General features: G+C 60.1%; 24 protein-coding genes. 10 read left to right on the plus strand and 14 right to left on the minus strand.

The window, feature by feature from the left end:
* Positions 1–154: 154 nt before the first annotated feature.
* Positions 155–802 carry a hypothetical protein gene (locus tag MJP36_RS01910; RefSeq protein WP_205344253.1) on the plus strand — a complete coding sequence of 216 codons (648 nt, stop codon included), beginning with the start codon at positions 155–157 and terminating at the stop codon, positions 800–802.
* A gap of 65 nt (positions 803–867) precedes the next feature.
* On the opposite strand, the gene MJP36_RS01915 is transcribed toward MJP36_RS01910, so the two are convergent.
* From MJP36_RS01915 to MJP36_RS01940, 6 genes are all read right to left on the minus strand, one after another.
* Positions 868–2,415 (minus strand): SulP family inorganic anion transporter, encoded by a 1,548-nt coding sequence (locus MJP36_RS01915; RefSeq protein WP_104995105.1) that lies wholly within the window; start codon positions 2,413–2,415, stop codon positions 868–870.
* 85 nt (positions 2,416–2,500) lie between these two features.
* A complete protein-coding gene (locus MJP36_RS01920) occupies positions 2,501–3,232 on the minus strand; it encodes a carbonic anhydrase (protein WP_060756515.1) in 732 nt (243 codons plus the stop codon).
* 216 nt (positions 3,233–3,448) lie between these two features.
* Complete coding sequence (locus MJP36_RS01925) at positions 3,449–4,507, minus strand: PA0069 family radical SAM protein (RefSeq protein WP_244384744.1); 1,059 nt, start codon at positions 4,505–4,507, stop codon at positions 3,449–3,451.
* Positions 4,508–4,587: 80 nt separating this feature from the next.
* A complete protein-coding gene (locus MJP36_RS01930; RefSeq protein WP_244384745.1) occupies positions 4,588–5,898 on the minus strand; it encodes a cytochrome c in 1,311 nt (436 codons plus the stop codon).
* 12 nt (positions 5,899–5,910) lie between these two features.
* The gene (locus MJP36_RS01935; protein ID WP_060756518.1) at positions 5,911–7,695 is read right to left on the minus strand and encodes a GMC family oxidoreductase; all 1,785 of its coding nucleotides are present in this window, start codon (positions 7,693–7,695) and stop codon (positions 5,911–5,913) included.
* Positions 7,696–7,697: 2 nt separating this feature from the next.
* Complete coding sequence (locus MJP36_RS01940) at positions 7,698–8,450, minus strand: gluconate 2-dehydrogenase subunit 3 family protein (RefSeq protein WP_198761113.1); 753 nt, start codon at positions 8,448–8,450, stop codon at positions 7,698–7,700.
* Positions 8,451–8,716: 266 nt separating this feature from the next.
* Between MJP36_RS01940 and MJP36_RS01945 the strand changes: the two genes are divergently transcribed.
* On the plus strand, positions 8,717–9,373 hold the full coding sequence (locus tag MJP36_RS01945; RefSeq protein WP_198761112.1) for a dual specificity protein phosphatase family protein: 657 nt from the start codon (positions 8,717–8,719) through the stop codon (positions 9,371–9,373).
* A 231-nt stretch (positions 9,374–9,604) separates the two neighbouring features.
* Here MJP36_RS01945 and MJP36_RS01950 read toward each other — a convergent pair whose 3' ends face one another.
* Together MJP36_RS01950 and prlC are read right to left on the minus strand one after the other, a co-directional pair.
* Entirely contained in the window at positions 9,605–9,877 is a 273-nt protein-coding gene (locus MJP36_RS01950) for a YheV family putative zinc ribbon protein (protein WP_060756521.1), read from the minus strand.
* Positions 9,874–11,925, minus strand: coding sequence for an oligopeptidase A (prlC, locus tag MJP36_RS01955; protein WP_090367743.1), 2,052 nt, complete (start codon positions 11,923–11,925; stop codon positions 9,874–9,876). The genes MJP36_RS01950 and prlC overlap by 4 nt, the downstream gene beginning before the upstream one ends.
* A 101-nt stretch (positions 11,926–12,026) precedes the next feature.
* On the opposite strand from prlC, the gene MJP36_RS01960 reads away from it, so the two are divergent.
* The gene (locus tag MJP36_RS01960) at positions 12,027–12,569 is read left to right on the plus strand and encodes a gamma carbonic anhydrase family protein (RefSeq protein WP_060756523.1); all 543 of its coding nucleotides are present in this window, start codon (positions 12,027–12,029) and stop codon (positions 12,567–12,569) included.
* Positions 12,566–13,225 carry an HAD family hydrolase gene (locus tag MJP36_RS01965; protein WP_104995100.1) on the plus strand — a complete coding sequence of 220 codons (660 nt, stop codon included), beginning with the start codon at positions 12,566–12,568 and terminating at the stop codon, positions 13,223–13,225. The genes MJP36_RS01960 and MJP36_RS01965 overlap by 4 nt, the downstream gene beginning before the upstream one ends.
* 100 nt (positions 13,226–13,325) lie before the next feature.
* Here MJP36_RS01965 and MJP36_RS01970 read toward each other — a convergent pair whose 3' ends face one another.
* The gene (locus tag MJP36_RS01970) at positions 13,326–14,369 is read right to left on the minus strand and encodes an aminopeptidase (RefSeq protein WP_244384746.1); all 1,044 of its coding nucleotides are present in this window, start codon (positions 14,367–14,369) and stop codon (positions 13,326–13,328) included.
* A gap of 126 nt (positions 14,370–14,495) precedes the next feature.
* Here MJP36_RS01970 and MJP36_RS01975 point away from each other — a divergent pair, with 126 nt between their 5' ends.
* Positions 14,496–14,918, plus strand: coding sequence for a PA0061/PA0062 family lipoprotein (locus tag MJP36_RS01975; RefSeq protein ID WP_060756526.1), 423 nt, complete (start codon positions 14,496–14,498; stop codon positions 14,916–14,918).
* Here MJP36_RS01975 and MJP36_RS01980 read toward each other — a convergent pair whose 3' ends face one another.
* A complete protein-coding gene (locus tag MJP36_RS01980) occupies positions 14,919–15,158 on the minus strand; it encodes a DUF1161 domain-containing protein (protein WP_090367751.1) in 240 nt (79 codons plus the stop codon).
* 153 nt (positions 15,159–15,311) lie between these two features.
* Positions 15,312–15,743: an OsmC family protein gene (locus MJP36_RS01985; RefSeq protein WP_060756528.1), complete on the minus strand. Its 432-nt coding sequence runs from the start codon at positions 15,741–15,743 to the stop codon at positions 15,312–15,314.
* 215 nt (positions 15,744–15,958) lie between these two features.
* On the opposite strand from MJP36_RS01985, the gene MJP36_RS01990 reads away from it, so the two are divergent.
* Positions 15,959–16,960, plus strand: a complete 1,002-nt coding sequence (locus tag MJP36_RS01990; RefSeq protein WP_021491416.1) for an LLM class flavin-dependent oxidoreductase — start codon at positions 15,959–15,961, stop codon at positions 16,958–16,960.
* 59 nt (positions 16,961–17,019) lie between these two features.
* Here the strand turns inward: MJP36_RS01990 and MJP36_RS01995 are convergent, their stop codons facing one another.
* The gene (locus MJP36_RS01995) at positions 17,020–17,244 is read right to left on the minus strand and encodes a DUF1161 domain-containing protein (RefSeq protein ID WP_060756530.1); all 225 of its coding nucleotides are present in this window, start codon (positions 17,242–17,244) and stop codon (positions 17,020–17,022) included.
* Positions 17,245–17,359: 115 nt separating this feature from the next.
* Positions 17,360–17,575 carry a dodecin gene (locus MJP36_RS02000; protein ID WP_005783406.1) on the minus strand — a complete coding sequence of 72 codons (216 nt, stop codon included), beginning with the start codon at positions 17,573–17,575 and terminating at the stop codon, positions 17,360–17,362.
* A 154-nt stretch (positions 17,576–17,729) separates the two neighbouring features.
* Here MJP36_RS02000 and MJP36_RS02005 point away from each other — a divergent pair, with 154 nt between their 5' ends.
* A complete protein-coding gene (locus tag MJP36_RS02005; protein ID WP_003233664.1) occupies positions 17,730–18,056 on the plus strand; it encodes an ElaB/YgaM/YqjD family protein in 327 nt (108 codons plus the stop codon).
* A gap of 8 nt (positions 18,057–18,064) precedes the next feature.
* Here MJP36_RS02005 and MJP36_RS02010 read toward each other — a convergent pair whose 3' ends face one another.
* On the minus strand, positions 18,065–18,961 hold the full coding sequence (locus tag MJP36_RS02010) for a LysR family transcriptional regulator (RefSeq protein WP_205344262.1): 897 nt from the start codon (positions 18,959–18,961) through the stop codon (positions 18,065–18,067).
* A gap of 109 nt (positions 18,962–19,070) precedes the next feature.
* On the opposite strand from MJP36_RS02010, the gene trpB reads away from it, so the two are divergent.
* The 3 genes from trpB (at position 19,071) to MJP36_RS02025 (ending at position 23,119) form a co-directional block, all read left to right on the plus strand.
* Positions 19,071–20,312 carry a tryptophan synthase subunit beta gene (trpB, locus tag MJP36_RS02015; protein WP_060756532.1) on the plus strand — a complete coding sequence of 414 codons (1,242 nt, stop codon included), beginning with the start codon at positions 19,071–19,073 and terminating at the stop codon, positions 20,310–20,312.
* Entirely contained in the window at positions 20,312–21,121 is an 810-nt protein-coding gene (trpA, locus tag MJP36_RS02020; protein WP_244384751.1) for a tryptophan synthase subunit alpha, read from the plus strand. Before trpB ends, trpA begins: the two co-directional genes overlap by 1 nt.
* A gap of 339 nt (positions 21,122–21,460) precedes the next feature.
* The gene (locus tag MJP36_RS02025; RefSeq protein WP_161548511.1) at positions 21,461–23,119 is read left to right on the plus strand and encodes a BBE domain-containing protein; all 1,659 of its coding nucleotides are present in this window, start codon (positions 21,461–21,463) and stop codon (positions 23,117–23,119) included.
* Positions 23,120–23,131 lie beyond the last annotated feature (12 nt).

A 23,131-nucleotide genomic window follows, 5' to 3' on the forward strand; every position in this document is an offset into this window, starting at 1 on the left:
AGGGGGCGCAAACGTTTATCCGACGCGAGATGGCAATTCGATATAACCGCTGTGCATAACCATGAAATAATTATGACAAATGCATCTTAGGTGCTCGTATAAACGAGCTACCTTATCCTCTCCCTTTTCCTACGCCTGTTTCACTGGAGTTTTCATGAACACCGCCGCATTGCGCGAGCAGATTTCCCGTGCCCATCAACACGAAGCCACTACGGGCCAGCTTGCCCAGCAGCTGGAAAAACAATTGCCGCACCTGCATTCGGCCATCGCCCTGGCTGACGGTGATCGCAACATTGTCATGACTCGCTTCGTGACCGCCTACATCGACCTCGTTCCCGATTTGCTGGAAGCCGCCAATGACGTGGCCCGCGAAGCCGGCATTGAAAGCCAGATCAAGCCGGTGCTGAAGATCGCCGAGCACTTCTTCCTGCAGCCCCCTGCAATACTGGCAGGGCACGAGGGCCTCGACGGCCTGCTGGACGAAGCCTACCTGGCCCATCGCCTGGTGGAAGAGGTCAACGATCTGTATATCAAGCACTTCGGCCAACCGCTGATTCCAACCGATACCACCGTGGCCAATTTGATTGCTCACCAATTGATCGGCGAGCAATTCGCCAATCAGCTGGATGAGGCGGTGCATCTGGCGGTGGATGAAATGCTCAACGAAGAGAACTTTGCGCTGGAGTCGGTAGAGGCCTATCGCGAGACACTCAAAAGCCCGGATACGGAAGCGGCGTGGAAACGCTGGCCGTGCCTGTCGCGGCAGCTGGGGGTGGAGTTGTCGCTGGATCAGCCTGCCTGAATTTTCCGGCCTGCAAAGATCAAGTGTGGGAGGGGGCTGGCCCCCTCGCACAGTTTCCGGCTGAATCAGGTAGTAGAAGGCGCCGACCCGATCCCCACGGTGGTACGCACCCTACCTTCCAAACGTCGTTTCAACCCACGCGCCTCGATCACCAGCGTCGACCCCTTGGCCGCATTCGCCCGGCCCCATTCCTCCAGCAACTCCAGGCAGGAATGGTCGATATAACTCAGGTTGTTCAGCGGCACATGCACGGTAGTCCCCGCCGGCACTGTCGACAGCACCTGGGTCAGTACCGGCACCTTCAAGAAGGTCGCCGCACCCGTCAGGCGCAACTCCATCTCGCCCTCTTGCGGCAGGTCGATCAGGCTCACCTTCAAGCGTGACGCCTTGAACGCCAGCTTCACCAACGTGAGCCCGAAGCCCACCAGCACGCCCGTCAGCAGATCGGTGAAGATGATCGCCAACGCCGTCGCGGCATAGGTGAACATCGGCATGCGCCCATAGCGTCCCAGCGCCTTGAACGCCTTGATGTCCACCAGTTTGATCCCGGTATACACCAACACACCCGCCAGACTCGCCACCGGAATACTTTGCAGTACGCTCGACAGCAGCAAGACGAAAGCCAACAGCCACAAACCGTGGAACATGGCCGACATGCGGGTGGTGGCGCCGGCTTGCACGTTGGCCGAACTGCGTACGATCACACCCGTCATCGGCAACGCGCCGACCAGGCCACACAGCATGTTGCCCACGCCTTGAGCCGACAACTCCTTATCGAAATCGGAGCGCTGGCCGCTGTGCATCCGATCGACCGCCGCTGCAGAGAGCAAGGTCTCTGCGCTGGCAATAAACGCCACAGCAAACGCGGCGATCAACAACTGTGGATCGGCCAGGTTCAGCAGATCGCTGGGACGCAGCCAGTCGATGGCATCGGCAAGGTTTTCCGGCACTTGCACGCGCTTGACCTGCAAGGCCAGCACCAGGCTGACAACGGTCGTCAGCCCCACACCCAATAGGGCGCCGGGAACGAAACGCAGGCTTTGCGGGCGCAATTTATCCCACCCATACATCACCAACATCGTCGACAAGCCGAGCAGGCCGGCCTGCCAACCAAGGCCACCGCCAAGGGTCGGCATCGCCTCGCCCAGCGCAGCCGGAAAGCCCGCCAGGTTCGCCAGCCCCGAGGGCTGGGGCGCGCCGTCGAGCATCACGTGAATCTGCGACAGCACGATCAGTACGCCGATCCCCGCCAACATGCCGTACACCACTGCCGGCGCCGTCACGCGGAACCAGCAACCCAGGCGCAAGCGACCCGCCACCAGTTGCAGAAACCCCGCCAGCAGCAAGATCGGCCCCAACATCAACATGCCGTGCTGGCGTACCAGTTCAAACACCAACACCGCCAACCCCGCCGCCGGGCCACTGACCTGCAATGGCGATCCCGCCAACCAACCCACCACCAGGCCACCGATGATCCCGGTGATCAGACCCTTGGCCGGCGGCATGCCGGAAGCGATCGCAATGCCCATGCACAGGGGCAGGGCAACCAGAAACACAACCACGGAAGCCAGCAGCTCCCGTGGCAGTACAGCTTTCAATTGAGCAGCACGCATGATGACTCTCCCGAGGCATTCGCCGGGCGCGGCAAAGCCTGGCTGCATCCATGGCAGCCACCGCTCTACCCGGCAGGGAAGTGTTTTAGAAGCGCGCTTTAGGCGTCGCGGAAGGAATCGGCTCGGTGCCGTTCAACGGTCGAAATGCCGCTGTTTCCGCATCGTAGGCCCGGATTTCGCTGGTCTCGATGTTGTAGATCCAGCCATGGATGAACAAGTGACCATTGGCCATGCGCGAAGCCACGGACGGGTGGGTGCGCAAATGTTGCAGTTGGGCGATGACGTTTTCTTCGGTCACCAACTTCATGCTCTCGCCTTCAGTGGCGCAGTCGCAGTTGTCATGGACCATGGTCTTGGCGACCTCGGCATGACGCAACCAGGCTTTGACCGTCGGCATCTTTTCCAGCGTGTGCGGGTTGAGTACCGCACGCATGGCGCCGCAATCGGAATGCCCACACACGATGATGTGCTGCACACCCAGGGCGAGTACCGCGTACTCGATCGCGGTGGAAACACCCCCGTTCATCTGGCCGTAGGGCGGCACTACGTTGCCGACGTTACGGGTCACGAACAGGTCGCCAGGGGAGCTCTGGGTGATCAGTTCGGGCACGATGCGCGAGTCGGCGCAGGTAATGAACATCGCTCGTGGGCTCTGGGCCGTGGCGAGTTTCTTGAAAAGCTCTTCCTGCTGCGGGAAGACGTCGTGATGGAAATGCAAAAAGCCGTCAACGATATGCTTTAGCGCTGCATCGGCGGATTCCGCCACCTGAGGGGCTGAAGCCGACGCAGCCAACGGCTGTTTATCCTTGTCACTCATGATTCATCCTCTTGATTAATGCAGGGGGAGTATTCAGGTCAGATCGACGCCAGCCAGTAAAATTCCTACAGCGGCGACGCAGACTTATCAGTCACTCGCGGAACAAGGTAACCATCGAAACTTAACTCAAACTGAATGAACCGCTCTAGATCGCGGGTTTCAGTGATATCAAAACGCGATTATTCCTACATAAACAGTGCGACATTCCTAGGCAGTTTACAGCAATGCCATTTGTCTGCCCGGTGGGCAGAACGCTGTGCAGTCCAGGTTGAAGCCTTCCCGACGGTTCAGCCCCAGCCGCTTGATCGCCTTGCTGAAGCGCTGCGCCAGCAAATCGGCAAACGGGCCTTCGCCGCGCATGCGCACGCCGAAACGGCTGTCGTACACCTCGCCACCCCGCACCTGGCGCACCAGGCTCATCACATGGGCCGCACGCTGCGGGTAATGCGACGCCAGCCACTCTTCGAACAGCGGCGCCACTTCCAGCGGCAGGCGCAGCATCATGTACGCCGCGCTTTGCGCGCCGGCCGCGTGAGCTTCAGTGAGCAGGCTTTCGAGTTCGCTGTCGTTGATCATGGGAATCATCGGCGAACACAGCACCCCAACCGGGATGCCCGCCTCACGCATCACCCGAATCGCCCGCAACCGCGCCTTGGGCGCCGCCGTACGCGGCTCCAGGATGCGCTTGAGTTCGTCGTCCAGGCTGGTGAGGCTGATCATCACCGCCACCAGGCGCTGGCGGGCCAGCTCGGCCAGCAGGTCAAGGTCGCGCAATATCAGCGAGCCTTTGGTGATGATCGTCACCGGGTGCCGGTAGCGCAGGAGTACTTCGAGAGTTTGCCGGGTGATCTTGTACTCACGTTCGACAGGCTGGTACGGGTCGGTGTTGGACCCAAGGTTGATCGGCGCGCAGACATAGCCGGGCTTGGACAACTGTTGCTCCAGCACATCGGCGGCATTGGTCTTGGCGATCAGCCGGGTTTCGAAATCCAGCCCTGGCGACATGTCCCAATAGGCATGACTGGGCCGTGCATAGCAGTAGATACAGCCATGCTCGCAGCCGCGATAGGGGTTGATCGAACGATCAAACGGCAAATCCGGCGAGTTGTTGCGGGTGATGATGGACTTGGCCGTTTCGATACGCACTTCGGTGCCTTGGGTCGGCGGGACCTCCTGAAACCAGCCGTCGTCCTCGGCCACGCTGACGGTAGGCGCAAAGCGGTTGTGCAGGTTGGTGGCCGTGCCCCGGCCACGGGGCGGCAGCGCAGTAGACATGAAAACGCCTCGATACTGTTTTTATATACAGTATCGAGGCGCAAGGTTTCTGACCAGTCCCGTTTGGCGGCCAGTGCGGATCAGTGCTTGTTCGTCACTTGCCCAAGGTCATCGCCGGAGGTCGTGCGCATATCACTCTTGCGCAGGTCGGCCACATCGCTGGCCTTCACGGGGGCCCCCTTGTTACCCCAGCTGCCGCGAACGAAACTGACCACATCCGCCACTTCCTGGTCCGACAGACGCCAGGCGAAAGCGGGCATGGTGAAGGTCGACGGTGCGGTGTGGGTCGCCGGCAAGGTACCGCCATTCAACACGATGTTGATCAACGACGTGGCATCCGTCGTCTGCAGTACCGGGTTACCCGCCAACGCCGGGAACACCCGCGTATAACCATGGCCGTCCGTGCGATGGCAGGCCGCGCAATTGTCGATGTAGACCGACGCGCCCGGCTTGCTGTCATCACCTTTCCACAATGCCTCAGCCACCTGTTTGTCGTACTGGTGCGGCAGATCCTGCGGATCGACCGCCGGCAGGCTCTTGAGGTAACGGGCCATCGCCGTCAGGTCATCTTCCGACATGTACTGCATGCTGTGGACTACAACGTCGCTCATGCCACCAAACACGGCACTGCGATCACTGCGGCCGGTCTTGAGGAATTGCACCAGCTGCGCTTCGCTCCAACTGCCAAGGCCGTCCTTGTGGTCGCCACGCAGGCTTTTCGCGATCCAGCCTTCCAGTGGCGCACTGCCGGACAGGAACGCGTTGCCTTCAGTGGCACTCAGGGCTTTTTCCTGCATGGTCAAGGCACGCGCTGTATGGCAAGCGCCGCAATGGCCAAGGCCTTCTACCAGGTAAGCGCCACGGCTGATCACCGGGTCGGCCGCAGCCTGGGCCGGTTGCGCCTGTACAGCCGGGGCAAACATCCAGCGCCACGCCGCCAAGGGCCAGCGCATGCTCAAGGGCCAGGGAATCTCGCTGTCCTTGTTCACTTGGGCGACCGGCTCGACACCCTTCATGAAATACGCGTACAACGCATGCATGTCGCTGTCGCTGACACGTGCATAAGACGGGTAGGGCATCGCCGGGTAAAGCGTACTACCGTTCTTGGCGACGCCATGGCGCACGGCCTTGTCGAAGTCGTCGAAGCTGTAGTCGCCCAGGCCCGTCTTGTCCGGCGTGATGTTGGTGGAATAGATCACGCCGATCGGGGTTTCCATCGGTAGGCCACCGGCAAAGGGCTTGCCCCCCTTGGCGGTGTGACAGGCCACGCAGTCGCCGGCGCGGGCCAGGTATTCGCCCTGTTTGATCAAATCGGTTTCAGCCGCACTGACCGAGCAACTGCTGAATAAACCCAGTGAGGCCGCCAGAGAGGCGATAACGAATGCTTTCATGCTCATCGCTCCTTATGCCTGTACCAGCGGGCCGGGGTTTTTCAGGTACTGCTCGCGGATCGCCCGCGCCGACCAATAGGTCAACGCCGCCACCAGGCCGGTAGGGTTGTAGCCCAAGCCTTGTGGGAATGCGGAAGCGCCCGGGACAAACACGTTGTGTACATCCCAACTCTGCAGATAGCGATTCAACGCACTGGTCTTCGGGTTGGTGCCCATGATCGCGCCGCCGTTGAGGTGGGTGGTCTGGTAGGACGCCGTGTTGAAGTGCTCCCCGACCTTTTTACCGAGTACGGCAATGGCTTTGGGGTTCATCGCTTCGGCGACCTTGCCCATCTTCTCGATCATGAATCGGTTCATCTTGATGTCGTTTTCCTGCCAGTCGAACGTCATCCGCAGCAGCGGTTGGCCGTACGCATCGCGGTACACCGGGTCCAGGTCCAGGTAGTTGCCCCGGTAGGATTGATGAGCGCCGTGGGCATCCATCGATACCTGGTGGGTGTAGTAATCCGCAGTGGCGCGTTTCCAGGCACTGCCCCAGGCCGGGGTGCCCGGTGGGTTGGAGGTACCGGCAATCGGCCGGCTACCCGCCTGGTTGACCCACATCGGCGAGCCGCCCACAAAGCCGTGTGGCCCATGGTCGAAGTTGTCCGCGTTGAAGTCATCGATGGCCACGCCATTGCCGCCCGCACCGATGAAGTTGTTTGTATGAGTGTCCTTGTCGAAGAAGGCTTTGATGGTGCCCATGTTCTGGTAGGCGAAGTTCCTGCCCACCACGCCCTCATTGGTAATCGGGTCGTAGGGTTTGCCGATGCCCGACAGCAGCATCAAGCGCACGTTATGGAACTGGAAGGCACCGAGGATCACCAGATCCGCCGGCTGCTCGCACTCCCGGCCTTGAGCGTCGATGTAGCTCACGCCGGTGGCTTTTTTCCCGGTGCTGTCGAGGTTGACCTTGAGCACGTGGGAATTGGGCCGCAGCTCGAAATTCGGCACTTGGCGCAGAGCCGGCAGAATGTTTACGTTCGGCGAGGCCTTGGAGTACATGTAGCACACGTAACCGCTGCAGAAACCGCAGAAGTTGCACGGCCCCATCTGCGCGCCGTAGGGGTTGGTGTACGGCCCCGACGTATTGGCCGATGGCAGGTTGTAAGGCTTGTAACCGACCTCGGTAGCGGCTTTCTGAAACAGCTGAGCGGAAACGGTATTTTTTTGCGCCTCCAACGGGAACGGGTTGGAGCGGTCCGGCGCATACGGGTTGCCGCCACGGCCTTCACCCACCAACTGGCCTTTGACGGTCCAGGCCTGGCCGGAGGTGCCGAAGACTTTTTCCGCGTAGTCGAAAAACGGCTCCAGTTCTTCATAGCTGACGCCGAAGTCCTGGATGGTCATGTCTTTGGGAATGAAGTTCTTACCGTAGCGCTCTTCATAGTGGCTGCGCATGCGCAGCTCGATCGGGTCGACGCGAAAATGCACCCCCGACCAGTGCAAACCCGCGCCACCTACGCCATTACCCGGCAGGAACGCACCCAGCTGACGGTTAGGCAGGGCTACATCATTCACACTGTGGCGAATGGTCACCGTCTCCTTGGAGATGTCCTGAAAGAGTTTTTTACGCACGCTGTAGGTCAGTTCGTCGATGACCTGGGGATAGTTGCCATCCGGGTAAGTGTCCTGCATCGGGCCGCGCTCCAGCGCTACCACGTTGAGGCCGGCCTCCGTCAGCTCCTTGGCCATGATCGCGCCGGTCCAGCCAAAGCCTACGATCACCGCATCCACTTTCTTCATGATGGTCGCCACGTTTATGCCCTCTCGCCGCGGATGGAAACAGCCGGGAAGGGGTATTGCTCGTTGCGTTCCACCCAATCCATGAAATCGGCGCGGGCGCCGGGGAAGCCGATCATGGTCCAGCCGACCATGCCTTTGTTGCCCCCGTGGATCGGGTCGCAAAAGAAGCCTTCCTTGGTGTTTTGCAGCAGCAGGTTGAAGAACATCTTCGCCGGCACCGCTTCAAAATGTGCACTCACTTCACTGCCGCCCGCCTCAAGACGACGCAACATGTCATCCTGGGTAGCGCTGTCTTGCGCAGCAAAAACTTTACCGTTGAACGCTTTCGACCATGCATCCGTCGCGGCGATACCCAGGCGATAGATCTCCTTGGGCACCAATTTGCTCTGCCAGCCCATCTCGGGAGCTGCATCGGCATTGAACGGGCCTTGCATGAACCACAGCGCGCCACTGGCGTAAGGCGTGTTCATCTGACGGTCGATATATTCCGGGGCTCCCGCTTCCAATGCGCCAGGGCCCTGGGCATCGGCGGGAATCAGTCGGGCGACGGCAGCGTTGATAAACGCCCATTCTTCAGCGGTGAAATAACTCGGCTCGTAGGCTTTATCGCTCGCAGGCGCCTTGGCCGGTGCGGCCTGGGCAGGCTCCGGCGTGGCCATCAGCATTGAACCGCCAAGGCTAGTGCTGGCAACCGTGACCACCGGGATCAAGGTCAAGGATTTGCGCAAAAAGTCGCGCCGCGGGTTGTCTTGATCTTGATCAGACATGGGGGCACCTCATCATGGGGTCACGGGTTTGTCCGCCACTTCTGGGAGCAGCGTGAAGGCATGGATTCCCAGGCATGACACATCCTGGCAACCAATAGTTACAAATGATAGCAGCCTAAGGATTTGGAATAGTCAACTGAGCTGCAAAAAAACAACAGATCAGTACCGACTGTTCACAATTCTTTGACGAGGACCTCACGCCCTGTTGACCGCCTGTAGGCGAATCTATGGCCCATTAGCCATTTCCCTATTCGGTTACAAAGCGCATGTTCAAGATTCGATTGCTGCCCGCCTTCGGCCTGGTGTTCATGGCACTGTTCGCAAGCGTTCACGCTCAAGCCGAGGACGCCCCGTCGACGCGCTCGCCGGAATGGGCCCAGCCCGTGGGCGACCAATTCAACCTGCACCAGATGACGCCCACGCTCTATCGCAGCGCGTTGCCGGACAGCAGTGCAGTGCCTGTGCTGGAAAAACTCAAGATTGGCACGGTCATCAACTTCCTGCCGGAATCGGACGCCAGCTGGCTGAAATCGACGGATATCAAACAGGTTCAACTGACCTATCGCACCAACCATGTCGACGACACCGACGTGCTCGCGGCGCTGCGCGCCATTCAGCAGGCCCAAGCCAACGGCCCGGTGTTGATGCACTGCAAACACGGCTCTGACCGCACCGGCCTGATGGCAGCGATGTATCGCGTGGTCGTGCAGGGGTGGAGCAAGGAAGATGCGCTGAACGAAATGACCCTGGGCGGCTTCGGCACCAGCAATGGCTTCAAGGACGGCGTTCGCTACATGATGAAAGCCGATATCGACAAGTTGCGCACCGCCTTGGCCAATGGTGATTGCAGCACCAGCGCCTTCGCCCTGTGCTCGATGAAAAGCTGGATTACCACTTCGCAAAGCGACGAGAAAAAGCTCTGACTACACGCCATTGAGTCGCAACAAAAAGCGGGGCATCCAGTGCCTGATGCCTCTCAGTTAAGCGATAAAGCGGGCGATGGATAAATTGTGGGAGGGGGCTTGCTCCCGATGGACTGCGTAGCAGGCCCATTTTTGAGACCGCTGCGCGGCCTATCGGGAGCAAGCCCCCTCCCACAGGGACCGCGTTAATCCTTAACTGAGAGGCATCAGGCACTGGGTGCCCCGCTTTTTTTAGTCTTTTTTCAGCTTCGGATTAGGAAAAAACTGCACCGCCTGCACCTTCGGGTCAGGCGCTTTCAACGCCGATGTATTGACCCGCGTGCCCAACTCCCTGGGCACCGACAGCCCTTGATCATTGAGCGTATCGGTATAGCCGCAGGCCACGCATTCACGATGTGGCACGCTGTCCTCGGTCCACATTTTCAACTTGTCCGGCTCGCTGCACGCCGGGCAGACCGCCCCGGCGATAAATTGCTTTTTGGTAATCACAGGCCCTTCACTCATGCTGCCGCGTCCTCACTCAGGCCGCTGTGGCGCAAGAGTGCGTCAATCGACGGCACGCGTCCGCGGAAATCGACGAACAGCACCATCGGTTCCTGGGAACCGCCACGGGCCAGGATCGCCTCACGGAAGGCACGGCCAGTCTCGGGATTGAGCACGCCGTCTTCTTCAAATTTGGAGAAGGCATCCGCCGACAGCACTTCGGCCCACTTGTAGCTGTAATAACCCGCCGCGTAACCGCCCGCGAAGATATGCGCGAAGCTGTTGGGGAAGCGGTTGTAGGCCGGCGGGCGCATCACCGAAACCTCATCACGCACGCCCTCGAGCACCTGCGCGACCGTGCGGCCATCGCCGTGGGTGGCGTGCAGTTCGAAGTCAAACAGCGAGAATTCCAACTGGCGCACCATCATCAGGCCCGACTGGAAGTTCTTCGCCGCGAGCATTTTCTCCAGCAAGTCCTGCGGCAGCGGCTCACCGGTTTCATAGTGACCGGAGATCAACGCCAGGCCTTCCGGCTCCCAGCACCAGTTCTCCATGAACTGGCTCGGCAACTCCACCGCGTCCCAAGCCACGCCGTTGATGCCGGACACGCCGGCGTGTTCAACGCGGGTCAGCAGGTGGTGCAGGCCGTGGCCGAACTCGTGGAACAAGGTGGTCACTTCGTCGTGGGTCAGCAGCGCAGGCTTGCCGCTGTCGGCCGGGGTGAAGTTGCACACCAGGTTAGCCACCGGGCTTTGCAGCACGCCATCGATCGTGCGGCGGCGGTCGCGGGCGCCGTCCATCCAGGCACCGCCACGCTTGTTGGCGCGGGCGTACAGGTCGAAGAAGAAACGGCCGACATGCTGGCCGTTTTCCTTGATTTCAAACAGACGCACGTCCGGATGCCAAGTATCGAAACCTTTTTGCTCGGCGATCTCGATGCCGTACAGACGCTGCACAATGGCGAACAACCCGCTCAACACTTTGTCGATCGGGAAGTAGGCGCGCAGGGCCTCCTGGGACACGCTGTAGCGCTGCTCACGAAGTTTTTCACCGTAGAAACCGCTGTCCCAGCTTTGCAGGTCGGCGCAGCCTTGTTCGGCAGCGTAAGCCTTGAGCTGTTGCAGGTCCTGGGCGGCAAACGGCTTGCTGCGCTTGGCCAGGTCACGCAAGAAACTCAGCACCTGGTCACTGGACTCGGCCATCTTGGTGGCCAGGCTCAGTTCCGAGAAAGAGGCGTAGCCCAGCAGTTGAGCAAGCTCCTGACGCAGGTCGAGGATCTGTTCCATCACCGGCCCGTTATCGTTCTGACCGGCATTCGGGCCTTGGTCCGACGCACGGGTGCAATAGGCCGCGTAGACTTCTTCGCGCAGGGCGCGGTCCTGGGCGTAGGTCATCACCGCGTAGTAACTCGGGAACTCCAGGGTGATCAGCCAACCGTCGAGCCCCTTGGCCTGGGCGGCAGCGGCCATTTGCGCCTTGGCCGAGTCGGTCAGGCCAGCCAGGCGGGCCTCATCGGTCACATGCTTGGTCCAGGCCTGGGTGGCGTCCAGCAACTGGTTGGAAAATTTGCTGCCCAGCTCCGACAGCTTGCTCTGCACTTCGGCGTAACGTTTTTGCTGCTCAGGCGGCAAATCGATACCCGACAGGCGGAAGTCACGCAGGGCATGTTCCAGGATAGTTTTTTGCGCCACATCGAAGCCGGCCGCTTCCGGGCTGTTGGCCAAGGCTTCGAAAGCCTGGAACAGTGCGCGGTTCTGGCCCATTTCAGTGGAGTAGGCGCTCAACGCGGGCAGACATGCCTCATAGGCTTCGCGCAGTTCGGCGCTGTTGCACACGGCGTTGAGGTGGCTGACCGGGCTCCAGGCAGCGCCCAGGCGGTCGTTCAGTTCGTCCATCGCCAGGACCAGCCCGGCCCATGTCGGATTTTTACCCTGGCTTTGCAGGATGCCTTCGATGGCGACACGGTTGTCGGCGAGGATCTGTTCGATGGCCGGCTGGACGTGCTCGGCACGGATCGCCGAGAACGGCGGCAGGTCGTAGGACTGCAGAAGTGGGTTGTTCGCGCTCACGGTTGGCACCTTGGCTGAGGAAACGGATAAGACAAAGATGGGGCCATCTTAATTACAATCAATGCCCACCGCAGCTATCAGCAAAAGAGAGAGAGGCTATCGTGACCCTTCGCAGCTATCAGAACCACACGCCAACCCTGGGCGCCGGGGCGTTTGTCGATGTTTCGGCGGTGGTGATCGGCGATGTCGAAATTGGCGCCGACAGCTCGGTATGGCCATTGACCGTGATTCGCGGCGACATGCACCGTATCCGCATCGGTGCGCGCACCAGCGTGCAGGACGGCTGCGTGTTGCACATCACCCATGCCGGCCCCTTCAACCCGGACGGTTTTCCACTGCTGATCGGCGATGACGTGACGGTCGCCCATAAAGTCATGCTGCACGGCTGCAGCGTAGGCAGCCGGGTGTTGATCGGCATGGGCAGCATCGTCATGGACGGTGCCGTGGTCGAAGATGACGTGATCATTGGTGCCGGCAGCCTGGTGCCGCCGGGCAAGAAACTCGACAGCGGCTTTCTGTACGTGGGCAGCCCGGTTAAACAGGTTCGCGCACTGACTGACAAGGAGCGCGCCTTTTTCACCTACAGCGCCGCGAACTACGTGAAGCTCAAAGACCTGCACCTGGCCGAAGGATTCGATCAATGACCTTGCATTACCCCACCGTACTGTTCGACCTGGATGGCACCCTCACCGACCCGCGCGAGGGCATCACCCGCTCGATCCAGTACGCCCTCGGCAAGCTCGGCATTGATGAGCCGGACCTGACCAAGCTGGAACACTTCATCGGCCCGCCGCTGCTGCAAGCGTTCATGCAGTACTACGGTTTCGATGAAGCCAAGGCGTGGGAAGCGGTGAACTTCTACCGCGAGCGCTTCAAGGTCACCGGGCTCTATGAGAACCGCGTGTTCGACGGCGTGATGCCCTTGCTTGAAGCGCTGAACGACCAAGGCCGCCAGCTATATGTGGCGACCTCCAAGCCGTGGGTATTTGCCCGCGAGATCGCGCGGCATTTCGACTTTGCCAGGCACTTCAAGGTGATCTACGGCAGCGAGCTGGATGGTACGCGCACCAACAAGGTCGAGCTGATCGCGCACTTGATGCACGAAGAGCAGCTGGACCCGGCCACCACCTTGATGATTGGGGATCGCAAACATGACCTGATCGGAGCACGAAGCAATGGGTTGGATTCGGCGGCGGTAGGGTATGGGTTTGGCAGTTTTGAAGAGCTGAATGCCGAGAAGCCGACTTGGCATTTTGAAACCCTGGATCAGATGCATCAGGCGTTCATGCAGCGCCCTTGAGGGCGCTATCGGGAGCAAGTCGAATCGTCGCACCGCCCCTCCCACAATTGCCCGGCGTCCACGGTCAAAATGTGGGAGGGGACTTGCTCCCGATAGGACCCTAGAGGCCAGCACCTTCCAACTGCTTCAACGCAGCCTTGCGCTGCGCCATTGGCAGCCCGCCCAGCTTTTCCACCTCCGCAAAGAACTTCACCCAATCCCCACCTTGCTGCCTGAACAACGCGGCAAACGCAGGCACCCACTGGTCATACAGCCCGAACGGCAATAGCCGCGCGTTGTTCATCGGCTGGTTGATCCACCCGTCATACCGCTTATCGCCCCCCCACTGGCTGTCGCGCATCCACCGGTACTCACTGCGCAAGCGCTCGAATTCCGCGGCCTTGGCCTGGCGCATCACGTCCGCGGCCAATGGCTGGGAGTAGAGTTTTTCCAGGCGTTTGCGGGTGTCGAGGATCAGCCGGATAAATTGATCGCGTTGCAACAACGCCGCATCACCCACCGGCGCCAGACCGCGTGCCGCACGCCATTGACGGGTGCCTTCCTGCTCCACGAAGTTGGCGTAGGACTCATTGAACTCAGTGTCGTCCTTCACATAAAAGCGCTGGTGCGCCAGCTCATGGAAGATCAGCGTCGCCAGGCGCTCATCACCCCAGTTCATCATGGAGCTCATGATCGGGTCATCGAACCAACCCAGGGTCGAATAGGCTTCTACGCCGCCAATCGACACATCCATGCCACGCTGGCGCAACAACGCCGCTTCACCTCGCGCCGCGCTTTGGTTGTAGTAACCGCGATAAGCCACGCAGCCGGCGATGGGAAAGCAGTGGGTCTCGGGCGAGAGAGAAAATTCCGGCGTGGCGAAGACGTTCCAGACTACATAAGGCCGACCAATGTCGGCATACAGCCGGTAACTCCGGTTGTCAGGCAGGTGCAAGTGTTCGCTGGCAAAGGCCCGCGCCTTCTGCGCTTGCTTGAGGTGATCGCGCAATACCTGTGGGCGAGACGGATCTGCGATGACCTCGGAAACCGGCTCCCTGGCCCGCAATAGTTGCCACTGGCCGCTGGCCAATTGGCTGTAATAGCTCACACTGGAGCAGCCGCTGAGCAGCACCACCAGCAACCCTGGAAGAAAACGCCTGACCATGCCCCAATGACTCCTGGGTAAATTGCCCGCCAGACTAGCCTGCCTGCGCGGCATTTTTCCATGGCGTGGCATGTTTATACTGGTGGCGAGCCTGCTTGTATCTTTCCCACCGCCTGAGTGCCCGCCATGCGCCAGCTTTTGTTTTGCACCACTGCCTTGTTTCTCAGCGCTTGCGCCTCAACCCCGATTCCCCCGGTCGACCCGCATCAGGCCTGGATTGATTTCGCCACGCCGACGCCGGGCGCCAAACTGGTCATGGCCCAGCGCCTGGACGGCAAGAACCTCAACGACGGACGCTTCTTCCAGGTGCCACCCGGCAGCCATGAGCTGATGGTGCGATTTGATTTTGAGGTGCCCACGGGCGGCAGCTTCGGTGGCCTGGGGCAGATGACTGACCGTACCTGCTTCATTACCCTGCAGTACGATCATTTCGAGGCTGGCCAACGCTATCGCCTGGAGGGGCGCTCATTGGCCTACACGCCGAATATCCGTTTGTATAACGCCGCCCGCCAATTGCTGGCTGAAGAGCGCAGCGTCAACTGCCTGTGATCAGTCGTTGTTCTTTTGGTAGATGATGCGCTTGGTGCCGTTTTCACAGGAACCGACAATCATGGCGATGTCATGCTTCTCGGCTTCTTCGGCGGTGATGATTTCCAAGGTGTAGGACGGAATCGCCTTGGCCTGGATCTTCACCTCGATCTCTTTCCTGAGCTCTTCACAATCTTTTGGCGCGGCCACAACCGAAGTAGCCAACGCACCGCAAATGATCGCCAAGGCAAAACGTTTCATGTGTGAAGCTCCCTGAATGCCTGCGCACGGGTGTGCGCTCGAGGCTGCATAGCCTATACGACCGCATCCGGGAAACACGAGTTCTGATTTAACGCAGAACAAAGTGTGGAAGGGGCGGTGCGGCTTGGCCCCTTCCACATTGGATGGGCTGAGTCAGTTGACGAGCGTGGCATCCAGGCTGATTTTCGCATTCAGCACCTTGGATACCGGGCAGCCTTCCTTGGCCTTTTTGCTCAGCTCATCGAACTGCGCCTGGCTCGCGCCCGGGATCTTGGCTTTCAAAATCAAATGCACGGCGGTAATCGCAAAACCACCGTCCACTTGGTCCAGGGTGACCTCCGCCTGGGTGTCGATGCTGTCAGCCTTGAGACCTGCATCACCAAGAATCATGGAGAACGCCATGGAGAAACAGCCGGCGTGGGCAGCGCCAATCAACTCTTCAGGGTTGGTGCCTTTGCCGCCCTCGAAACGTGCCTTGAAGCCGTAGGGCGCTTCGCGCAACACGCCGGTTTCGGTCGAGATGGACCCCAGGCCTGTCTTCAGATCGCCTTCCCAATGAGCCGATGCTTTTTTCTTGATACTCATAGCTATCTCCTCGAACGGTGGTTTTGCGTCAGTAGGGTTCTGAGGATAGAAGCTTTTGCAAAGTTCACTTTGTCGGAAAAACCTAGTGCGCCAGTAGGAAATTTATGATCACCTATTGAATCTCGGGTATATGCCCTCATTGCATGAACATGCACAGAAGCGGCAGGTTTTGGTTCGTCTATTTAAGCCTGCGCACCCAATGGAGAAGCTGGCTTATGAAATCGCTGTCCGACGTGAAGTTCTCGACCCTCGACCTCGTACCTGTACGGGCCAATGGCAGTCCGGCCCAGTCATTGCGCAATTCCCTGGACCTGGCCCAGCACGTAGAAAAATTCGGCTACAACCGTTTCTGGGTGGCTGAGCACCACAACATGGATGGCATCGCCAGCTCGGCCACCTCAGTCCTGTTGGGCTACCTGGCCGGTGGCACCTCTACCATCCGTGTCGGTTCCGGCGGCGTGATGCTGCCCAACCACGCACCGCTGGTGATTGCCGAACAGTTCGGCACCCTGGAAAGCCTCTACCCCGGCCGTATCGACCTGGGCCTGGGCCGCGCCCCCGGTTCCGACCAGATGACCGCCCGCGCCCTGCGTCGGGAGCGTTCCGGCAGCGCCGACGATTTCCCGGAAGACGTGGCCGAACTGATGGCCTACCTCGGCCCACGCACGCCTGACCAACGGGTAATCGCTGTGCCGGGCACGGGCACCAACGTACCGGTGTGGCTGCTCGGCTCGAGCCTGTTCAGCGCGCAGCTGGCGGGAGAGCGGGGGTTGCCCTACGCCTTCGCCTCGCACTTCGCTCCGCGCCTGATGCATGAGGCTATTCGCGTCTACCGCAATCACTTCAAGCCTTCAGCCGTGTTGGATAAGCCCTACGTGATGCTCGGCATTCCGCTGGTAGCGGCCGATACCGACGAACAGGCCGATTACCTGGCCACCTCGGTGTACCAGCGCATCCTCGCACTGATGCGCGGGCAGAGCCTGGTGCAGCGCCCACCGGTGAAAACCATGGATGGCCTGTGGCTGCCGCATGAGAAGGACGCGGTTGGCAGCTTCCTCGGCCTGGCGATGGTGGGCAGCCCGGCGAAAATCCGCGCCAAACTGGAAGTGTTGATCGAGCAGACCGGCGCCGATGAGCTGATCTTTACGTGCGACCTGTACGAACACGCTGATCGCATTCATTCCTACGAGCTATTGGCGCAGTTGATGAAAGGCTGAAGCCCAGGCGAAAAAAAACCGACGCACTCGCGTCGGTTTTTTATGTCTGGAACACGGAATCAACCGCGCTTGTAGACAATTTCCTTGGTGCCGGCTTCGCAGCTGCCGATCACTTTGCCATCGGCGGCAGCGCCTTTAGCGACCACATCCAGCGAGTAATGCTGAACGCCTTTCGCATCGAGCTTGGCCGCGAGTTCGCTTTTCAGCTCTTCACAAGGCTTGCCAGCTGCCATTGCTGTGCCGGCAATGCTCAACAAACTTACCGCTAACAGAAACTTCTTCATCCGTTACTTTCCTTGCGCTGATCGAAAAGAGCGTGCCGACGCACGTTGCATCGGCACCCTAAGGTTGTAGCGCAGGTTATGGCAATCGGCCAGTCAGCAAGTTCAACCGGCGAGATCAACTACTGGCAATTCGGAACCCCACCTTGAGCGTGACCTGGAAGTGCGCGGCCTTGCCGTCCTTGATGTGACCACGGGTTTCAGTCACTTCAAACCATTCCAGATGCTTGATGCTCTTGTTGGCCTCGGCCAGGGCGTTGTTGATGGCGTCTTCGATGCTGGTGGTCGAGGAGCCGACCAGTTCGACTTTCTTGTAGGTGTGATGATCAGACATGGCGTTTCTCCTGAGGGCTTTAGTCAGCGTAGCAGTCAATGTTGGTAATGCTTCTGGCGACTGCTCGTAGGTAAAAGTTCAGATTTACTGCACTTTCTCAAACCGCCGCAGTCGGTATCTACACACGTCACTCAATCACTTCAGGAGAGTCCAAATGGCCAACACTTCTCTACGCAAAGCCTCGCTGGAAAGCATGGAAGCGGAGATTTCCAGCCTGCTCAAATCCCTTGAGAGCCTCAAGGATGATGCATCCGATGAGTCACGCAAAACCCTGAAGGCCCTGAAAAGCAATGCCGAGAATGCCCTCAAGCACTCTCGTCACCTGATCAGCGACGCCTACGAAGAAAGCAAAGTAAAACTGCGTGAAACCGGTGTTGCTACCCGGGACTACGCACAAGAGCACCCCTGGACCACCGCCGGTGTCGCCGTTGGCGCACTGGGCCTGCTGGCCGCTTACCTGCTGTGCAAACGCGGTGACTGATTAAATGGCTATACCGGCTCGCGCAACAGCTCAGCCTTGAGCCACTGCGCCAGCTGCCGAGCGCGCCCGTCCGCGGCGCGCTTGGGTAGCCACAACGCCAGGTGCGCCGGGGTTTCACTGAAACCCCACGGCGCCACCAGGCGCCCCGCACGCAGGTCCTCTGCCACCAACGGCTGTGGCGCAATCGCTACCCCAAGCCCGGCTACCGCCGCCTCCAGCAAATAATACAAATGCTCGAAACCCTGGCCGTGTTTCAAAGCGCCGGGATCGATGCCGTGGTGCCGCGCCCAACTGGGCCAGGCTTGCGGGCGTGAAGTGGTGTGCAACAGCGCCTGGCCGCACAAGGCTTGCGGCGCAGCCTCCCGCAATTGTTCGAAACCGGCGAAACGCGGGCTCATGACCGGCCCGATACGCTCGCTGGCCAACTCGTACACTTGCATATCCGCCGGCCACGGCGGTTCGGCGAAGACCAGCAGCGCATCCAAGCCTGGCCGGCGCGGGTCAAGGTCGCCTTCACCCGCCGACAGGTGCAGACGCAAATCCGGCAGGTCGGCATTCAAACGGCCCAGACGCGGGATAAACCAGCGCGCCAGCAAACTCCCCGACAAACCGAGCACAAAGGGTGCATCCGCGCCGCTTTGGGTGAGTTCCGCGCACACATCCCGCAAGCGCTCGAAGGCCTCGGCACTGGCATCTCGCAGCCGGATGCCCGCATCTGTGAGTTTAAGGCCTCGGCCTTCTTTGCTGAAAAGACTGACACCCAAGTGTTCCTCCAGCACTTTAAGCTGTCGGCTGACCGCGCCATGCGTGACGTGCAGCTGCTCGGCAGCCAAGCTGACGCTATTGAGGCGGGCTGTGGCTTCAAAAGCACGCAGGGCGTTAAGGGGCGGGAGGTCTCGGCTCATCTGTGAGTTTTCCTGACAGGTTGCGGCGATCTTATCGGTTTTCAGCGTAGCGTGTGAGGGGTAGAGTGGCCCTCATTGTTTCTACACCCATTTTTTCCTGGAGCGTCCCATGACTCAGTCCCAGACCGATCTACGCAACGGCCCAGACGCCAACGGCCTGTTCGGCGCGTTCGGCGGCCGTTATGTCGCTGAAACCCTGATGCCGTTGATCCTCGACCTGGCCCGTGAATACGAAGCGGCCAAGATCGATCCGGCGTTCAATGAAGAACTGGCCTACTTCCAACGCGACTACGTCGGGCGTCCAAGCCCGCTGTATTTCGCCGAGCGCCTGACCGAGTTCTGCGGCGGCGCCAAGATCTACCTCAAGCGCGAAGAGCTGAACCACACCGGCGCACACAAGATCAACAACTGCATCGGCCAGATCCTGCTGGCACGACGCATGGGCAAAAAACGCATCATTGCCGAGACCGGCGCAGGCATGCACGGCGTGGCCACTGCCACCGTGGCCGCGCGTTTCGGCCTGCAATGCGTGATCTACATGGGCACCACCGACATCGAGCGCCAGCAGGCCAACGTGTTCCGCATGAAGCTATTGGGTGCCGAAGTGATCCCGGTGGTCGCCGGCACCGGCACCCTCAAGGACGCGATGAACGAAGCCCTGCGTGACTGGGTGACCAACGTCGACAGCACCTTCTACCTGATCGGCACCGTGGCCGGCCCACACCCTTACCCCGCGATGGTGCGCGATTTCCAGGCCGTGATCGGCAAGGAAACCCGCGACCAGTTGCAAGCCCAGGAAGGCCGTCTGCCGGACAGCCTGGTGGCGTGCATCGGCGGTGGCTCCAATGCCATGGGCCTGTTCCATCCGTTCCTGGACGACAAGAGCGTGCAAATCATCGGCGTTGAAGCGGCCGGGCACGGCATCGAAACCGGCAAGCATGCCGCCAGCCTCAACGGCGGCGTACCGGGCGTGCTGCACGGCAACCGTACCTTCCTGCTGCAGGACGACGACGGTCAGATCATCGACGCCCACTCGATTTCCGCCGGCCTCGACTACCCCGGTATCGGCCCTGAACACGCGTGGTTGCACGATATCGGCCGCGTGCAATACACCTCGGTCACCGACGATGAAGCCTTGGATGCGTTCCACAAGTGCTGCCGCCTGGAAGGGATTATTCCTGCCCTGGAAAGCGCCCACGCCTTGGCTGAAGTGTTCAAACGCGCGCCGACCCTGCCGAAGGATCACTTGATGGTGGTCAACCTTTCAGGCCGTGGCGATAAAGACATGCAAACCGTGATGTTCCACATGGAACACTCTCAACAAGAGCAGTCCAAGCAGGAGAAACACTGATGAGCCGCCTGCAAAGCCGCTTCGCGCAACTGAAAGAACAGAACCGCGCCGCCCTGGTCACTTTCGTCACCGCCGGTGACCCGGGCTATGACACTTCGCTGGCGATCCTCAAAGGCTTGCCTGCCGCCGGTGCCGACGTGATCGAGCTGGGCATGCCCTTCACCGACCCGATGGCCGACGGCCCGGCTATTCAACTGGCCAACATCCGCGCCCTGACCGCCAAGCAGAACCTGGCGAAAACCCTGCAGATGGTTCGTGAATTCCGCAAAGACAATCACGATACGCCGCTGGTGTTGATGGGCTACTTCAACCCGATCCACAAGTACGGTGTGCCGCAGTTCATCGCCGACGCCAAGGCAGCCGGGGTTGATGGCCTGATCGTGGTCGACATGCCGCCTGAGCATAACGCTGAGCTGTGCGACCCGGCCCAGTCGGCCGGTATCGACTTTATCCGCCTGACCACACCCACCACCGATGATGCGCGCCTGCCAACCGTACTTAATGGCAGCTCCGGTTTCGTTTATTACGTATCGGTGGCCGGCGTGACCGGTGCCGGTGCCGCCACCCTGGAGCACGTCGAAGAGGCCGTGACCCGCCTGCGTCGGCATACCGAACTGCCGATCAGCATCGGCTTCGGTATCCGCACGCCGGAGCAGGCAGCGGCCATCGCACGCCTGGCGGACGGTGTGGTAGTGGGTTCGGCCCTGATCGATCACATCGCCACGGCCAAGAATGATCAGCAAGCAATCGATGGCGTTTTGAGCCTGTGCGCGGCGCTGTCGGAAGGTGTGCGTAACGCCCGTCAGTAAAGACTCTGTGGCGGTAGGATACGCATGGATCAAACCAGCGGATCAGTACCTCAGGTGACAAGACCAAGGGATTTCGAACCGCGTTCGAAATCCCTTTTTTATTCGTGCAGGACTCAGTTTCGCAGCCGAGGGGGTGCTGATCGCGATGGGGCACGGGCATCGTCGACGACCCGCTGGCCTGAGTTCTTCAGCTAGGCTTGAGAGGGTGACATTCCGTTACCCCCTCAACGCACTTCATGCCTATTGCCGTCTAACCGCCTCGCAAGCCATGTATTACTTGCCCTCCTGGTCGTTAAGTTAGCCGCATCAGAAGTCAGTCTTGGCTCCCAGGAGTACATCATGGCATTTGATCTCATCACCGCTTCAGACCGCCGCCATTCCACGCTGCAGAAAGGTTTCAACCTGCGCTGGCCGTTGGGCAACGTTCAGGGCCAGTCCTCGCCCAATGGGGCCGACCGCATCTACATCTGCCATAGCCCGCAAGGCATCATCGACGCCGCTGCTCAAGCCCTGGCCCAACCCAACGGGCGCATCACCGTGCGCAGCGGCGGCCATTGCTACGAAGGTTTCGTCGCCAACAAGATGCCTGACAGCCCCGATGAAATGCTGTCTATTCTGGACATCAGCCCGATGAACCAAGTGATCTACGATGCCAACGGCCAAATCGGTTCCGCGTTAATACCGACCCAGCCTGAGCGCTACAGCGTTCGCCTGGACGCCGGTAGCCAGAACTGGGACGTCTACGTCGCGCTCTACAAGCTGGCCAACAAGACCTTGCCTGGCGGCTCGTGTTACTCGGTCGGGCTGGGCGGGCATATTTGCGGAGGCGGTTACGGCTTGTTGTCGCGCAAGAATGGCCTGGTGTGCGACTGGCTGCACGGCGTCGACATGCTGGTCGCCAATTCCCTCGGCAGCGGGCTGGTGCCGGTGCATGTATCCCGCGACAGCACCGACCCCGACGAGCTCAGCCTGTTCGCCGCCTGCTGTGGGGCGGGGGGCGGGCAATTCGGCATCATCACCAGCTATTACTTCAAGGCATTGCCGGACGCCCCCAAAGAGGTGCTGTGGCTGGTACTGGAATGGGATTGGTCGGTGCTGACCAAAGCCGCACTCGACAGCCTGTTGACGGCCTACCAATCCTGGTTCACCAACAATCAAGGCAACACCGACACCTGGGGCCTGGCGACCAAACTCGAGATGCGCCACCGGCACACCGGCAATGTGACCTTGGGCATTCACTATGTGGACAAAAATGGGGAGCTGAACGACCGCGCTCCCTTCGACGATTTTGTCAGCAAAATGCTGGCTGCCATTGGCTTGCCTGCAACCGAATCCCTGGTTCCCTTTCATGTGACCCATCTGCCTCGGGGCGGCGCTACCGGGCGTGTCATCAACTCACTGGCAGCCGCCCGGGCAGTCGCGCAGCGCCTGGATTGGCTGGCATGCCAGCAAACCTTGAATGGTTCGGGGGATAACCAGCGGGGGCGCTACAAGTCAGCCTACCAAAAGGGCGTATTCACCCCTCAGGTACTGCAGGCTATCTGGGACACGCTGACGCTGGATGACCCCGATAACCACTTGACCCAAAGCCTGATCCAGATCCAGTCCTTTGGTGGTCGCATCAATCAACCGGACCCGGCAGTACGCCGGGAAACCTCAGCAGCACAGCGCTCTTCCTACTTGAAGTGGCAACCGCAATGTTATTGGCGCGATGCCGGCCAGGCTTCGGACCAGGCACACGCACGCTGGATCCAGGGGCTGTTTTTCAAGGCTTTCGCCAATGATCAGGGGGTGCCGGTGAATGCCGAGTTCGAAGGTTGCTACATCAACTACCCCGACCTCGACATGACGCACCTTGGCGGTGATCCGACCCATGCCAGGAACCCCCAGTGGTACAAGATTTTCTTTCCCGACCTCATTATTGAAAGCCGCCTGCGACGCACCAAACAGCGCTGGGACCCGCTGAATGTATTTCGTAACGAGATGTCGGTGCCGTAACTCATTCCACCG

Origin of the sequence: Pseudomonas palleroniana (assembly GCF_022836895.1) — a bacterium.
Taxonomy (GTDB): Bacteria; Pseudomonadota; Gammaproteobacteria; order Pseudomonadales; family Pseudomonadaceae; genus Aquipseudomonas; species Aquipseudomonas palleroniana.

What these genes read in the sequence shown, in the direction of transcription:
- MJP36_RS01910 (WP_205344253.1), top strand. Translation starts at nt 155, where the DNA reads ATGAACACCGCCGCATTGCGCGAGCAGATTTCCCGTGCCCATCAACAC.
- MJP36_RS01915 (WP_104995105.1), bottom strand. Translation starts at nt 2,415, where the DNA reads ATGCGTGCTGCTCAATTGAAAGCTGTACTGCCACGGGAGCTGCTGGCT.
- MJP36_RS01920 (WP_060756515.1), bottom strand. Translation starts at nt 3,232, where the DNA reads ATGAGTGACAAGGATAAACAGCCGTTGGCTGCGTCGGCTTCAGCCCCT.
- MJP36_RS01925 (WP_244384744.1), bottom strand. Translation starts at nt 4,507, where the DNA reads ATGTCTACTGCGCTGCCGCCCCGTGGCCGGGGCACGGCCACCAACCTG.
- MJP36_RS01930 (WP_244384745.1), bottom strand. Translation starts at nt 5,898, where the DNA reads ATGAAAGCATTCGTTATCGCCTCTCTGGCGGCCTCACTGGGTTTATTC.
- MJP36_RS01940 (WP_198761113.1), bottom strand. Translation starts at nt 8,450, where the DNA reads ATGTCTGATCAAGATCAAGACAACCCGCGGCGCGACTTTTTGCGCAAA.
- MJP36_RS01945 (WP_198761112.1), top strand. Translation starts at nt 8,717, where the DNA reads ATGTTCAAGATTCGATTGCTGCCCGCCTTCGGCCTGGTGTTCATGGCA.
- MJP36_RS01950 (WP_060756521.1), bottom strand. Translation starts at nt 9,877, where the DNA reads ATGAGTGAAGGGCCTGTGATTACCAAAAAGCAATTTATCGCCGGGGCG.
- MJP36_RS01965 (WP_104995100.1), top strand. Translation starts at nt 12,566, where the DNA reads ATGACCTTGCATTACCCCACCGTACTGTTCGACCTGGATGGCACCCTC.
- MJP36_RS01970 (WP_244384746.1), bottom strand. Translation starts at nt 14,369, where the DNA reads ATGGTCAGGCGTTTTCTTCCAGGGTTGCTGGTGGTGCTGCTCAGCGGC.
- MJP36_RS01975 (WP_060756526.1), top strand. Translation starts at nt 14,496, where the DNA reads ATGCGCCAGCTTTTGTTTTGCACCACTGCCTTGTTTCTCAGCGCTTGC.
- MJP36_RS01980 (WP_090367751.1), bottom strand. Translation starts at nt 15,158, where the DNA reads ATGAAACGTTTTGCCTTGGCGATCATTTGCGGTGCGTTGGCTACTTCG.
- MJP36_RS01985 (WP_060756528.1), bottom strand. Translation starts at nt 15,743, where the DNA reads ATGAGTATCAAGAAAAAAGCATCGGCTCATTGGGAAGGCGATCTGAAG.
- MJP36_RS01990 (WP_021491416.1), top strand. Translation starts at nt 15,959, where the DNA reads ATGAAATCGCTGTCCGACGTGAAGTTCTCGACCCTCGACCTCGTACCT.
- MJP36_RS01995 (WP_060756530.1), bottom strand. Translation starts at nt 17,244, where the DNA reads ATGAAGAAGTTTCTGTTAGCGGTAAGTTTGTTGAGCATTGCCGGCACA.
- MJP36_RS02000 (WP_005783406.1), bottom strand. Translation starts at nt 17,575, where the DNA reads ATGTCTGATCATCACACCTACAAGAAAGTCGAACTGGTCGGCTCCTCG.
- MJP36_RS02005 (WP_003233664.1), top strand. Translation starts at nt 17,730, where the DNA reads ATGGCCAACACTTCTCTACGCAAAGCCTCGCTGGAAAGCATGGAAGCG.
- MJP36_RS02010 (WP_205344262.1), bottom strand. Translation starts at nt 18,961, where the DNA reads ATGAGCCGAGACCTCCCGCCCCTTAACGCCCTGCGTGCTTTTGAAGCC.
- trpB (WP_060756532.1), top strand. Translation starts at nt 19,071, where the DNA reads ATGACTCAGTCCCAGACCGATCTACGCAACGGCCCAGACGCCAACGGC.
- trpA (WP_244384751.1), top strand. Translation starts at nt 20,312, where the DNA reads ATGAGCCGCCTGCAAAGCCGCTTCGCGCAACTGAAAGAACAGAACCGC.
- MJP36_RS02025 (WP_161548511.1), top strand. Translation starts at nt 21,461, where the DNA reads ATGGCATTTGATCTCATCACCGCTTCAGACCGCCGCCATTCCACGCTG.